Source organism: Pseudomonas sediminis (genome assembly GCF_039555755.1).
Taxonomy (GTDB): Bacteria; Pseudomonadota; Gammaproteobacteria; order Pseudomonadales; family Pseudomonadaceae; genus Aquipseudomonas; species Aquipseudomonas mendocina_D.
In genome coordinates, this window is record NZ_CP154631.1 from 1,997,646 (window position 1) to 2,010,785 (window position 13,140).

The 13,140-nt window shown below is 60.0% G+C and carries 9 protein-coding genes; 8 read left to right on the forward strand and 1 reads right to left on the reverse strand.

The features are described from left to right. Positions 1 to 1,002 (forward strand): AraD1 family protein, encoded by a 1,002-nt coding sequence (araD1, locus tag AAEQ75_RS09530; protein ID WP_343351917.1) that lies wholly within the window; start codon positions 1 to 3, stop codon positions 1,000 to 1,002. Positions 1,003 to 1,219: 217 nt separating this feature from the next. After that, complete coding sequence (locus AAEQ75_RS09535; protein WP_343351919.1) at positions 1,220 to 2,803, forward strand: aldehyde dehydrogenase (NADP(+)); 1,584 nt, start codon at positions 1,220 to 1,222, stop codon at positions 2,801 to 2,803. Between the two features lie 615 nt (positions 2,804 to 3,418). Here the strand turns inward: AAEQ75_RS09535 and AAEQ75_RS09540 are convergent. After that, positions 3,419 to 3,664, reverse strand: a complete 246-nt coding sequence (locus AAEQ75_RS09540) for an AbrB/MazE/SpoVT family DNA-binding domain-containing protein (RefSeq protein WP_041110166.1) — start codon at positions 3,662 to 3,664, stop codon at positions 3,419 to 3,421. Positions 3,665 to 4,307: 643 nt separating this feature from the next. Between AAEQ75_RS09540 and AAEQ75_RS09545 the strand changes: the two genes are divergently transcribed. The 6 genes from AAEQ75_RS09545 (at position 4,308) to AAEQ75_RS09570 (ending at position 12,952) form a co-directional block, all read left to right on the forward strand. Then, on the forward strand, positions 4,308 to 5,807 hold the full coding sequence (locus AAEQ75_RS09545; RefSeq protein WP_343351922.1) for a DUF3375 domain-containing protein: 1,500 nt from the start codon (positions 4,308 to 4,310) through the stop codon (positions 5,805 to 5,807). Positions 5,808 to 5,809: 2 nt separating this feature from the next. Next, positions 5,810 to 6,559, forward strand: a complete 750-nt coding sequence (locus AAEQ75_RS09550) for a DUF4194 domain-containing protein (protein ID WP_177333899.1) — start codon at positions 5,810 to 5,812, stop codon at positions 6,557 to 6,559. After that, a complete protein-coding gene (locus AAEQ75_RS09555) occupies positions 6,556 to 9,861 on the forward strand; it encodes an ATP-binding protein (RefSeq protein WP_343351926.1) in 3,306 nt (1,101 codons plus the stop codon). The genes AAEQ75_RS09550 and AAEQ75_RS09555 overlap by 4 nt, the downstream gene beginning before the upstream one ends. After that, complete coding sequence (locus AAEQ75_RS09560) at positions 9,812 to 11,002, forward strand: Wadjet anti-phage system protein JetD domain-containing protein (RefSeq protein ID WP_343351928.1); 1,191 nt, start codon at positions 9,812 to 9,814, stop codon at positions 11,000 to 11,002. Before AAEQ75_RS09555 ends, AAEQ75_RS09560 begins: the two co-directional genes overlap by 50 nt. Before the next feature lie 1,078 nt (positions 11,003 to 12,080). Then, a complete protein-coding gene (locus tag AAEQ75_RS09565) occupies positions 12,081 to 12,344 on the forward strand; it encodes a BPSL0761 family protein (protein ID WP_060499449.1) in 264 nt (87 codons plus the stop codon). Positions 12,345 to 12,373: 29 nt separating this feature from the next. After that, positions 12,374 to 12,952 (forward strand): DUF6088 family protein, encoded by a 579-nt coding sequence (locus tag AAEQ75_RS09570; RefSeq protein WP_306303013.1) that lies wholly within the window; start codon positions 12,374 to 12,376, stop codon positions 12,950 to 12,952. The last annotated feature ends 188 nt before the right edge of the window (positions 12,953 to 13,140 follow it).

Below are 13,140 nucleotides of genomic sequence, written 5' to 3' on the forward strand. Positions count from 1 at the left end.
ATGCGGTTGATTCAGTTTGAGAACGAACAGGGCCAGCGCCAGGTCGGCGTCGTCGGTGAGGCGCGTGTCAGTGTGGTCAGGGGCGTGGCCACGACCCGTGAGCTGGCGCTGCAGGCGATTGGCAACGGTCATGGCCTGATCGCCGAGATCGAGCGCCTGGGCGTCGAGCCTGGCCCGGTCTATGCCGAACTGATTGAACAGAACCGCGTGCTGGCGCCGCTGGATCACAGCGACCCGGCTCACTGCCTGGTATCCGGCACCGGCCTGACTCACCTGGGCAGCGCCTCCACCCGCGACAAGATGCACCAGCAGGTCGAGGCGCAGCAGGCCGAAGGCAAGCTCACCGACACCATGCAGATGTTCCAGTGGGGCATGGCCGGCGGTCGCCCGGCCGCAGGCAGCGAAGGCGCACAGCCGGAGTGGTTCTACAAAGGTGACGGCAGCATCGTGGTACGCCCCGGCGCCGATTTCCCTGTTCCAGATTTCGCCGAAGACTTCGGTGAGGAGCCCGAGCTGACCGGCCTCTACGTGATTGCTGACGACGGCCAGCCGTATCGCATCGGCTTCGCCCTGGGCAACGAGTTCTCCGACCACGTGGTCGAGCGCAAGAACTACCTCTACCTGGCCCACTCGAAACTGCGTTTCTGCTCCTTCGGTCCGGAGATGCTGATCGGTGAGCTGCCGCGCCACCTGTCCGGCATCAGCCGTATCCGGCGTGGCGACCAGGTGTTGTGGGAGAAGGAGTTCCTCTCCGGTGAGGACAATATGTGCCACAGCCTGGAAAACCTCGAATACCACCACTTCAAGTACCGCCAGTTCCTGCGTCCCGGCGATGTCCATGTGCACTTCTTCGGCACCGCGACCCTGTCGTTCGCCGATGGCATCAAGGCGCAGCCGGGCGATACCTTCGAGGTCAGCCTCGATGCTCTGGGCGAGCCGCTGCGCAACGGTATCAGCGTGCATGCCCCTGCCGTGAAGGTCGGTGGTGTACGTCAGCTGTAAGGATCTGCCAGGCCCGGCAGCACTGCTGTCGGGTCGAAATTCCGCTCGGCGGATTCGGATTGCGCCCTCACAAGGGGACGAATGCCGAAGTTATCACTTATCATACGTCTGACAACTGCATAGCCAGTTGCCAATCCCTGGCCCAAAAAGCCGGGGCCTCATTCATTTTCATTGTCCCTGGCGGCGACCCCGTCGCCCCACCTGACAGGAGAACGCCATGCTGAGTCTGACTGGCCACAATTACATCGGCGGTGAGCGCCGCGCTGCCGGCACCGTCGTGCACAAGAGCCTCGACGCCAGCAGCGGTGAAGCGCTGCCCTACACGTTCATCCAGGCCACAGCCGAAGAAGTCGACGCTGCTGCCCAGGCTGCCGCCGCCGCTTACCCGATTTACCGCAACCTGTCGGCCGAGCGCCGCGCCGAGTTCCTCGACGCCATCGCTGACGAACTCGATGCCCTCGGCGATGAGTTCGTCGCCCTGGTCACCCGCGAAACCGCGCTGCCTGCCGGCCGCATCCAGGGCGAACGTGGTCGTACAAGTGGCCAGATGCGCCTGTTCGCCAAGGTGCTGCGCCGTGGTGACTTCTACGGCGCGCGTATCGACCGCGCCCTGCCAGATCGCCAGCCGCTGCCGCGTCCGGATCTGCGTCAGTACCAGATCGGTGTTGGCCCGGTTGCCGTGTTCGGCGCCAGCAACTTCCCGCTGGCTTTCTCCACCGCTGGTGGCGATACCGCCTCTGCTCTGGCTGCCGGTTGCCCGGTGGTGTTCAAGGCGCACAGCGGCCACATGGCCACCGCTGAGTGCGTGGCTGATGCGATCATCCGCGCCGCCGAGAAAACCGGCATGCCGAAAGGCGTGTTCAACATGATCTTCGGTTCCGGTGTCGGCGAAGCGCTGGTCAAGCACCCGGCCATCCAGGCCGTCGGCTTCACCGGTTCGCTGAAAGGCGGCCGTGCCCTGTGCGACCTGGCCGCTGCCCGTCCGCAGCCGATCCCGGTGTTCGCCGAGATGTCCAGCGTCAACCCGGTGGTCATCCTGCCGGGCGCCCTGCAGGCCCGTGGCGCCACCATCGCCAAGGATCTGGCTGCCTCCGTGGTGCTGGGTTGCGGTCAGTTCTGCACCAACCCGGGCCTGGTCATCGGTATCCGTGGTGCCGAGTTCAATGACTTCGTCGCTGGCCTGGCCGATGCCATTGCCGCTCAACCGGCGCAGACCATGCTCAACGCCGGCACCCTGCGCAGCTACGTGGGTGGCTTGGCCCAGCTCAACGCCCATGCCAAGGTCACTCACCTGGCCGGTAACGAGCAGTCCGGCAACCAGGCGCAGCCGCAGCTGTTCAAGGCTGACGTGAGCATGCTGCTCGAAGGCGACCACCTGCTGCAGGAAGAAGTCTTCGGCCCGACCAGCATCGTTGTCGAAGTGGCCGATCGTGACGAGCTGACCCGCGCGCTGCAAAGCATGCACGGCCAGCTGACCGCGACCCTGATTGCCGAGCGTGACGACCTGCTGGCCTTCCGCGACCTGCTGCCGCTGTTGGAAGTCAAAGCTGGCCGCGTGCTGCTCAACGGCTACCCGACTGGCGTCGAAGTGTCCGACACCATGGTTCACGGCGGCCCGTACCCGGCGACCTCCGATGCCCGTGGCACCTCGGTCGGTACCCTGGCGATCAACCGCTTCCTGCGCCCGGTCTGCTACCAGAACTACCCGGACGAAGTGCTGCCCGAGGCGCTGCAGAACGCCAACCCGCTGGGTATCCAGCGTCTGGTTGACGGCGTGCACACCCGTGATGCCCTGAGCTGATCCGAACGCTGCAACGAAAAAGGCCCCAGGTTTTCACCTGGGGCCTTTCATGATCTGGCGCACTCGGCGGGATTCGAACCCACGACCCCCTTCGGAGGCCAATGCGGTATAGGAATCTTGGTTGGCGGCAAGCGTCCAAAAATGCCTCTAAGTGCCGTACTGCAAGGGTTTCGTCTTTAACTGCGTCTTGCAGTTTAAGGCGAATAGCGACATCTGAGGGCAGTTACTCTCGGCACAAAAAACGAAATCCGGAATATCGATTTTTGACCACTAGCCAGACCCTGGCGCGTCCTACCGTCGTTTCATTGAGCCTGAGTTCGGCTCGCGACATGCAGCGAGTATCGTAGCTCAGTACGCTCAGTGGAGGTTAACAGATCGCTGGTACCTGGCACCGCTCCGGCTCCATCGGCGCGTGGAATGCACGACTACAGTCGTGCTGCGCCTGAATTCGCACAAACCTGCTTTTGTCCTGTGCTGTTACATATACGCAACCCAGGACTTTGGTTGGCCAAAAGCTATCGGCACGTGTCTATGCATTAAGGACTCTGCTCCTGCAGGAGGCAATGGCAGAGCGACAAGCACCGGGATTCGCGTGCAGTAGGCTGGGTAGTCAGCTCACTCGTCCTTGGCGTTTATCTCGGCAGAGGCGTTGCCAAACGACTCCCAGTGGCCAACCAGCTCATCCACGCGATCAGGAATGCGCGGTGACTTACTGAGCACTAGGCAGCGGGTCGTGCCCACATACTCCTCAAGGAGGTAGAGCGTATCTCCGACGTCGACGCCCATCTCCTGCAGAACGTCGTCGGGTAGGCGAATAGCACCGTCGCCGTCCCAGTCCTCAATCACTACATGATTTCGCATTGTGACCCCAGGGAACGGTTGAATGGGTGTCCGCAGGGGGAAGCAACGGCGAGCCGTTGCCAACGAAGTCCCGCGGCGCAGATCGACAGAATAGCAAAAAGCTCCTGGGCTCAGAGGGTTGTAACGACGACGCCCCTCATCTCTAGCCGCAGCTTCTGATATTTGAACACGCCCAATGCCTGCCAGCTATCACCGCCGTTGTTGGGCTGAAAATCCCGCAATACCACCGGGGAAATTCACTATCCCCATGCCGCACTCAGCTAATGCACCGGCAGCTCACTGATAGGTCATCGTGACTTCGCTCTGTAGCCACCGTGGCTGCACTCGATTACCGCAGACTGTCGGTGGCAGTCCGGCAAAAACCACTGAGCCGCCACAAGCGCTCACTGGGGCACCTTCGCCGAACTAGCCAAATACACCCTCGTGACGACAGAACCCTCCACCGAATCGCCAATATCTAGCATGCGCCCCCGGAATAAATCGTTAAACCTCGACTGGCCTGGCCTTTCACTCACTCTATTCAAATGACACCGCCCCTGCGGACCATTAAACGGAGCCCACCCGCCAGGACAAATACGTATCATGAGGCAGCGGGTTAGCTTGGTAAGCTCGCTCTCAGACAACCTTTGTCAATGTGGCCGTCATGGAAGAAAGCGCGCAACAGCGTTCAGAACGCTATGTATCCGCCCGCAGCCAGCACCCAGCGTGGCTTTTGCTCGCCTCGCGGCGTGCTCCGCTCGTATTGGGCTGCCTGCGCACGCTATTCGAGCGGGCGCATGATGGGATCCCCATGGAGGATGCGCTGCAAGCGCTGTCCGAAATGCTGGCTGCTTATGCCAGCCAGGAGCTTTACGAAATCGACCCAGATGCAACGCATCTCCAAGCAGGTCGTGAACTTCGTGAATGGATCAAGCGGCGCCTCGTCGTAGAGCGAGAGGGCCGTATCTATGCAACCGACGCACTGGAGTCAGCCATCCGGTTCGTAGATTCGCTGGATAGTCGGATCATGACTTCCACAGCATCTCGCCTTTCGGTGGTTCAGCGCGAGATCGAAAACCTGGAAACGGGTCTGAACCCCAGCCCAACTGGCCGTATTGCCAGCCTGCGCCGCCGAATCCAGGATTTGGAGCACGAGCTAGCGCAGGTAGAAGCTGGCAACGTCATCGTGCTTGATGAAGCGCAGGCGATAGAGGGCATACGCGAGGTATATAACCTGGCCACCAGCCTACGCGCGGACTTTCGACGAGTTGAAGACTCTTGGCGCGAGGCGGATCGCGCCCTTCGACACTCGATCATCAGCGAGCAGTCTCACCGTGGAGAAATCGTCGATCGGTTGTTGGACGGGCAAGATGCTCTACTCAACACCCCCGAGGGGCGTGTCTTCGAAAGCTTCCAGCAGCAACTGAGGCAGTCCGCTGAGCTGGAAACCATGCGTGAGCGTTTGCGCACCATCCTTCGTCATCCAGCGGTTCCAAAGGCACTGAATCGTCCCCAGCAACGTGAGCTACGTTGGCTGGCGTTACGCCTGGTTCGGGAGTCGCAGGCTGTGCTCCAAGCGCGCGCCCGAAGCGAGCGCGATGTTCGTGGCTTCATGAAGACGGGGCTGGCCGCCGAGCATCATCGCGTCGGACAGTTACTCAACGATCTCTTCAATCTAGCGCTCAGAGTCGACTGGCAACGCCAGTCAGAACGCCGTAAGCCTGCATGTTTACCACCAGTTGGCGTAGCCATTACCGGTATCCCGGCAATCGAGCGTCTCCGCTTCAAGACCCTGGATGACGATGATACGGGCGAGCTGGATCTGAGTTTGAAGCCTGCGGGGTTGGAGCAGATTGATGATGACTTCTGGGATGCCTTCGACGGGCTGGATCGTGAAGCGCTGATTCAGGACACCCTAGCTGTGCTGGCGGAGCAGGGGCGCCCTGTCAGTCTCGGGGAGCTTGCGTCTTTGCTTCCACCTGCTCACGACCTAGAAACCTTTGCGCTCTGGTTGGCGATGGCACGCGAGGCAGGTATTGAGGTGCTGAAAGAGGAGCGTCAGCTCGTGGAGCTAGTTGACGAGGATGAGCAACGCTGGCGCTTCAATCTGCCTTATGTCGGACTCGACCACGAGGCACTCAAGGACATCGATTGGGAGTTGTGAGCATGGCAGGGATCTTCGATCGAATAGCAGGCGCCTCTGGCACCGACGAAACGGAGCTGACGGTGGAGCCCATAACGTTGGATGACGGCATGGATGATGAACAGCCTCTTATGAGCGCCGCTGTTCAGGTCGATGAGCGCCGGACGCCGCAACGGGTACGTGAGGCCGTACAGGAAATGCTCAAGTACGGGCTACTGGAAGAAAGTCACAAGCCCAATCTGTATCGCTCGGCGCTTGCCAATATCGAGGCGGTCGACACAATCCTGGAACCCCTCGACCTGGCCATGGGGGTCGACGAGGTTCGCGGGCTGGTGTTCGTCACCGTTCGTCAGGGCGAGGTGGCCGAGCAGGATGACTGGTCGCACCCCCTTGTGCGCAGGCAAAGGCTGAACCTGGAGCAGTCCCTGCTGATCGCCATTCTGCGCCAGCATTTCATCGCCTACGAACAGGAAAGCGGTACGGGCGCCACTCAGGCACTGGTAGCTGTTGATGAGCTGATTCCGCAATTGCAGGTTTACCTGGGCGAGCTGGGCAGTGAGGCGAAGGAGCGCAATCGCGTCATCACGCTGCTGGATCAGCTCAAGGGGCATGGTTTGGTGTCGGCTCTGGACGCCCATGACCGCGTCATCATCCGCCCCATCATTACCCACTTGGCCAACCCGGAGAACCTGCAGGCACTGGTGGTTTGGCTGCGCGAGCAGGTGGAGGGCGCGACTACCCCGGCTGCCGCTGCTGAGGAGGACGAGGCGTGAAGCAAGCACTGCTCTGGCGTGACAGCGAGACCCTCATTCTCAGCAGCATCGAACTCTATAACTGGGGCGGCTTTCAGGGATATCACCGTGCCGAGATCGATCCCTCAGGCACCGCCGTGATCGGCCCAACGGGTAGCGGTAAAACGACGCTGGTGGATGCTCTGATGACCTTGCTGTGCGCCAACCCGCGCTACAACCTGGCTTCCACAGGTGGGCATGAAAGCGACCGTGATCTGGTGTCCTATGTGCGCGGGGTTACCGGCCCTGGAGACGGAGGTGTAGAGCAATCTCATATCGCGCGACAGGGTAAGACGGTCACCGCCATTACCGCCACGCTCGAGCGTGACGGTGCGCAGGTGCGACTGGGCGCTGTACTCTGGTTCGAGGGCACCAGCTCCTCGGCGTCCGATCTGAAAAAACTGTGGCTGTTAAGCGAGTCCCCCGAGCAGACGCTGGAGCATTGGCTCAGCCAACATCACGCAGGCGGCATGCGGGCGCTGCGTCAGATGGAGAAGGATGGCACGGGTATCTGGCCGTATCCCAGTAAAAAAGCCTTCCTGGCCAGGCTCAGGGATTACTTCGAGGTGGGTGAAAACGCCTTCACCTTGCTCAACCGCGCTGCCGGCCTGAAGCAGCTCAACAGCATCGATGAGATCTTTCGCGAGTTGGTACTGGATGACCGCTCCGCCTTCGTGCGGGCTGCCGAAGTCGCCAGCAGCTTCGATGATCTGACCGATATTCACCGAGAACTGGAAACTGCTAGAAAACAGCAGCGCTCATTGCTGCCGGTCGCCGATGGCTGGGAGCGTTACCGAGTCTTGCAAGCCCAGTTGCAGGACAAACAGGCGCTCGAAGGCATTCTTCCGGTCTGGTTCGCCGAGCAGGGTTATCGCCTGTGGTTGGCCGAGACCAACAGGCTGGAGACGGCGTACAAACAGGCCGAACTGGATCAGGCGCAATGCAGGGGGCAGCTTGAAACCCAGAAGGGCGTGGTCGATCAACATCGTCAGCGCTACCTACGTGTAGGGGGCGCAGGGATAGATCAACTACGCGGGCGCATTGCGGATTGTGCCAGGGAGCGTGATAAGCGACGCCTGAAAGCCGAGCAGTACCAACGCTTGGTCAAGGGGCTTGGACTCGCGGATGAGTTATCGGCTGCTGCACTCGAGGAAAATCAGCAGCAGATCGCGGCACGCCTGGAAATACTGGGCGAGCATATTACCGAGGCACGGCAAAAGGCGTTCGATGCCGGCATCGTCCAGAAAGAACTCGATGGCCGCCTGCAGAGCTTGCAGCAGGAGCGTGCCGAGGTCGAACGACGGCCAGGCTCGAACCTGCCTGGGCATTTTCATGCTTTTCGAGGGGAGCTGGCGCAGACGCTTGGCGTCGATGAATCGGCCCTGCCTTTCGTTGCCGAGCTGGTGCAGGTCAAGCCCGAGGAGCTGGCCTGGAGGGGGGCCATCGAGCGGGCAATCGGCAGCCACCGCCTGCGTATCCTGGTGCCGCAGGGTGCGTCCGAGGCTGCACTGCGTTGGGTGAACCAACGACACAACCGCTTGCATGTGCGCTTGTTGGAGGTCAAGGAACCGTCGTCGCGCCCTGTGTTCTTCGACGATGGTTATACCCGCAAGCTGACCTTCAAGGAGCATCCGTACCGCGAAGCGATAAAGGCGCTACTGGCGGACAATGACCGACATTGCGTGGAGAGCACGGAGCAATTGCGTCATACCCCGCACGCCATGACGGCTCAGGGGCTGATGTCGGGTAAAGAACGCTTCTTCGACAAACAGGATCAGAAGCGCCTCGATGAGGACTGGCTGACCGGCTTCGATAACCGCGACCGTCTTGCCTTCCTGGCCGAGCAGATTGGCGAGGTCAATGAACTGCTCGCGCCTGCCAGGCTGGCCTTGGACGCTGCCCGGGGCGATGCCCGCAAGTTGGAGGATCAAGCTTCGCTGCTGCAGCGCGTCGAAGAACTGCAGTTCGAGGAGATTGATTTGCCGGGCGCCGAGCGTCAGCTTGCGTCGCTGCATGCTCAGCTCGAAACCCTGACGCGTCCCGACACCGACCTTGCCATGATCAAGGCTGAGTTGGATGAAGCTGAGGCGCTGTTCGACGCCCTGGATCGACAGAGGCAACAACTCATCGAGCAGTGCGGTCAGTTGAAACTTCAGTTCGAGCAGGCTGCATCCGCTACCCGTAAGGCCTATCGTGGTGCCGAAAAAGGGCTGAACGATACGCAGCGTGAACTAGCGCAAACGCATTTCCCGACCCTGACGGCAGATGACCTTGGCGATATTGTCGAGCTGGAGCGCCAGCATACGCGTGAGCTGCAAGGGCAGCTCAAAGCGCTCGGCGATAAACTCGGCGATCAGAAAACAGAGCTTGCCAAACGTATGTCTGACGCTCTGAAGGTGGACACCGGAGCGCTTGCGGAGGTCGGGCGAGAACTGGTGGACGTACCCAGGTATCTGGAGCGTCTTCGCGTGCTGACCGAGGAAGCCCTGCCCGAGAAACTCAAGCGCTTCCTGGAATACCTCAATCGTTCCTCGGATGACGGCGTCACCCAGTTGCTCAGCTATATCGACCATGAAGTCTCGGTGATCGAGGAGCGCCTGGATGACCTGAATAGCACGATGCAGCGTGTCGACTTTCAGCCCGGACGCTATCTGCGCCTGGTGGCGAAGAAGGTTATCCATGAAAGCCTGCGCACCTTGCAACAGGCTCAGCGCCAACTGAACTCGGCGCGCTTCATCGATGATGAAGGCGAGAGTCACTACAAGGCATTGCAGGCGCTCGTTGGGCTGCTCAAAGATGCCTGCGAGCACAGCAGGAATCAGGGCGCCAAAGCGCTTCTGGATCCGCGCTTCCGCCTGGAGTTCGCGGTCTCAGTGATCGATCGAGAAAGCAAGAGTGTCATCGAAACCCGAACAGGCTCTCAGGGCGGTAGTGGTGGTGAGAAGGAGATCATCGCCTCCTATGTGCTGACCGCATCACTCAGCTATGCGCTTTGTCCCGACGGCAGCAGCCGGCCGTTGTTCGGCACCATCGTTCTCGACGAGGCGTTCTCGCGCAGCTCCCATGCGGTTGCCGGTCGGATCATTGCAGCGTTGAGAGAGTTCGGCCTGCACGCTGTCTTCATCACGCCCAACAAGGAAATGCGCCTGCTGCGCCACCATACGCGTTCGGCAGTCGTCGTTCATCGGCGCGGCGTGGAATCCAGTCTGGTTTCCCTGAGCTGGGAAGCTTTGGATGAGCATCATCAACAGCGCATCAAGGCCATGCATGAAGTCGCCCACTGACATCAGTCGCAGCCTGGCCAGACAATGGCAGCGCTCCAGCGTACGCTTGGAACGCTTGCTCAATCCCGCTAGCTGGCCGCAAAGCCTCAACATCGGCAAGCCTTCGGCACGTCTATTCACTGACAACATCCAGGCGGTACTCCGGCATGTGGAGAACTGGCGGAGCGTGAACGTGGGTACAGTCGACTGGGAGCCCGTCAGCTACCGAGCAGGGCTGTCCCCCATTTCCTTACCGATGCGCTGGCACTTGCGTAGCCCTTCCGAATGGATTGCCGCGACCAATGATCCAGCGGTCAGCCAGGAATACGCTCAACTCGAGTATCTGGTTGAGCAGGTAGACAGTGCCTTTCATGCGCTGCTGGTAGCACAACGGAGCTTGTGGTTGACGAAGCCGTCTGAAGAAGTCGTCGCCACGGCGCGACTCGCCACCCGGTTGTCGCCAGGCTGTGCCCGAGGCCGTCCGCTGCGCCTGCTTGCCGAGCACGGCGTCGACACCAAGTTTTTCGAGCGCAACGCCAGTTTGCTGACCTGGCTCCTCGACGAGCGCTTCGGAGGCGCGGCATCCGAGCAAGGCCTGACGACTTTTCTGGATGCCTTTGAAGAAAGCAGCCACTGGGTTCTGGTCGTTCCCCTTCAGCCTGAACTGTTGCCCTTCAAGCGGCTCAGACTCACCACTGCGGAACTGGCCGAAACCCCACTTCCCGGTTCGCGATTGCTCGTGGTGGAAAATGAGCAATGCATTCACTTGCTGCCTGAGAACTTACCGGACACCCTGGCTGTGCTGGGCTCAGGACTCGATTTGCAGTGGCTAGCGTCCGCGCACCTGGCCGGTAAACATATCGCTTACTGGGGCGATATGGATACTTGGGGCTTGCTTATGTTGGCGCGAGCGAGACTTCATCAACCTACGGTCGAAGCACTATTGATGGAACGGGAGCTGTTCGAGCAACACTCACCGGTGAGCGCAGTCGTCGAGCCGACCAAAGCTCTGGATTCGGCCCCACCTGGTTTGCTGGCTGACGAAGCGGACTTCTATCGGTATCTGCTGGTGCAAGAACGAGGACGTCTTGAGCAGGAGTACCTGCCAAAGGAACAAGTTGAGCGCGCTATCGAGCAGTGGGCTCGAAAGATCCCTGTATAGAGCGGCTGGCGGTGGGCTCAATAGCCCTGTAATCCTTAGACCGCCTACCCTTAAACCACAATCTTCAGATATTCCTTCTCTGAAATTGCCAACGTTGATCGCTTTAGGCGGCCGGTTTTCAGCGTTGGTCTGCAGCGAGCCTTTCCACCTCCTCGACGAGACTAAGGGCGATTCACGATTCCGGTCGACTTAAAGCGCCGGAGGCCGGGATGCTCACGGATTTCCGGTCAGTTGAGTTGCACCATGGCCGAGCCGATCTCGCGCTCGCCAGATTCCGGTCTGATGACGCGACCAAGAGCGCTCGGCTGTTTCCGGTTGCGCTGGAGCGTATGGTCGGGGCTGGTTGACTGCCTGCGCACAGCATTCCGGTCAGACAGCGACACAGGGAAATTCACCACTTACTGCGCGGTTTACAGGGCGACGGGAGTCCAGCGCTCGCCCCAGTTTTGCATCCACCGGAATTTGCCGAGCGCCTTGGATCACAGGAACACCTTCGCCGAAATAGTCAAATGAACCCTCATTTCCTAATCTGGGAGCTGACGAAATTTGCGGCATCTACGTTAGCGCAGCGGAACATCGAGTTACCGTGTGTCTCGTAAGTAATCGGGAGCGCACGCTGATGAGATGGTTTTTCGTGGTGATGCTTTGCGGTGGGGCAGGTCTCTGGCTAAGCGCCCAATATCAAGTTCCTCAATGGTTGCTTTGGCTCCTGCTGGCGCTGGGAACCACGATGTGGGGCCTGGCCAAGTGGATGGAGCGGCAGGAGGCCAAGACGGAGTGCAGTCATGATTGAGCACACAGATCCGGGTTGGTCTGCATGCCCAATACTGCAGGCTTTGCAGCTTTCTGCACGGCAAACACTAGTTGGCATTGCACCTTATCTGGAGCGGTTTCACAGTGGGCGGGAAGGCCTGCAGGAATTCCAGGTTGATGGACTGCTGTTCTACCCTCTGGAGCTAATCAAGGGCGTGCTGGTACGTTCGCCTCAATGGCCGCGGCGCTTAACTGCGCGCTGGGTGGCGGGCGCTGGCGAGCCAGCTACCCGGGGCTTTGAGTTCATGACCAGGAGATAACGAGATTGACCCTCCCTTACGAAAGAACACGCGCCATCCTCAAAACAGAGGAGTTCCTGCGTGAACTCTCCCGTCATTCGGGGTTACCGCAGGATATCCGCAGCTATGCGAAAAGCCTGCTCAGGCACTATCCATCTGCCGATCAAATTTTCTCGCTGGGGCGCCTTGAGGAATGTCTGGTAAACGAAGCGCTTGAAGATGAATACCGACGGCGGGTAATCGCCTTCCACCAGCCGTTGCTCTGCTCGTCGCTGGAGTCGACACGATAGCAATGTCCTGCCCTCATTCTGAGCCGCCGGTGTCTCACCTCGTCAGGCAGCGGGTTAAGTTTCTGCGCAAGGGGAGGCCTTTCAGCATCAGGTGTCTTGCAGGGCTTGGTTCGAGCTCGGCCATCTCCAAGGCAGTCGCCCAGCTTGTTCGCCGTGGCGAGCTTGAGCGTGTGTATCGTGGCATCTACATGCGGCCGAAATACAGTCAGTACACTGGTCGGGTTCATCGTCCTGGGCCTTGGGACTTGGTGAATCTGATTGCCAGGCAGAACCGTTGGAAGCTGCAGATCCACGGCGCTGATGCCGTGAGACATTTCGGGCTGAGTACACAGATGCCGGTCATCCCGATCTATTACACGAGCGGCTCCAGTCGATCTCTATTCGTGGGGAAGGCCGAGATCAGGCTCGTGCATGCCGCTCCGATGGTGATGCAGTGCGCAGGAACCAAAGTGGGGATGACCATCAGCGCTCTGTTTTATCTCGGCAAAGGTGGTACTACGCCGGAGTGTGTTGCTGTAATGAAAAAAGCTCTCAGCCCTGAAGACCTGAGCAAAATAGTGGCCTGCAGAATGCCGAAATGGATGCGCGCAGCGCTGGAGACAACATGAGCCGGTAAGAAGCAGCCAGACACTCCGTTTGGCTGCCTATCCCTCTATCAGAGTCGGACCTGCATCTATTGCTGGCTGCCCTTCTGCATATTTATCCGCGCTCTGCGGATATAGCTCACCGACACGCTGAGCCGGCGGGCGATCTCGGCGTCGGAAAGGCCCCCGAACTCCGAGATAATTTCGGGTGT

Excerpts from the sequence above, each read along its gene's own strand:
- AAEQ75_RS09545 (WP_343351922.1), top strand. The coding sequence starts at position 4,308 with ATGGAAGAAAGCGCGCAACAGCGTTCAGAACGCTATGTATCCGCCCGC.
- AAEQ75_RS09540 (WP_041110166.1), bottom strand. The coding sequence starts at position 3,664 with ATGCGAAATCATGTAGTGATTGAGGACTGGGACGGCGACGGTGCTATT.
- AAEQ75_RS09550 (WP_177333899.1), top strand. The coding sequence starts at position 5,810 with ATGGCAGGGATCTTCGATCGAATAGCAGGCGCCTCTGGCACCGACGAA.
- araD1 (WP_343351917.1), top strand. The coding sequence starts at position 1 with ATGCGGTTGATTCAGTTTGAGAACGAACAGGGCCAGCGCCAGGTCGGC.
- AAEQ75_RS09535 (WP_343351919.1), top strand. The coding sequence starts at position 1,220 with ATGCTGAGTCTGACTGGCCACAATTACATCGGCGGTGAGCGCCGCGCT.
- AAEQ75_RS09560 (WP_343351928.1), top strand. The coding sequence starts at position 9,812 with ATGAGCATCATCAACAGCGCATCAAGGCCATGCATGAAGTCGCCCACT.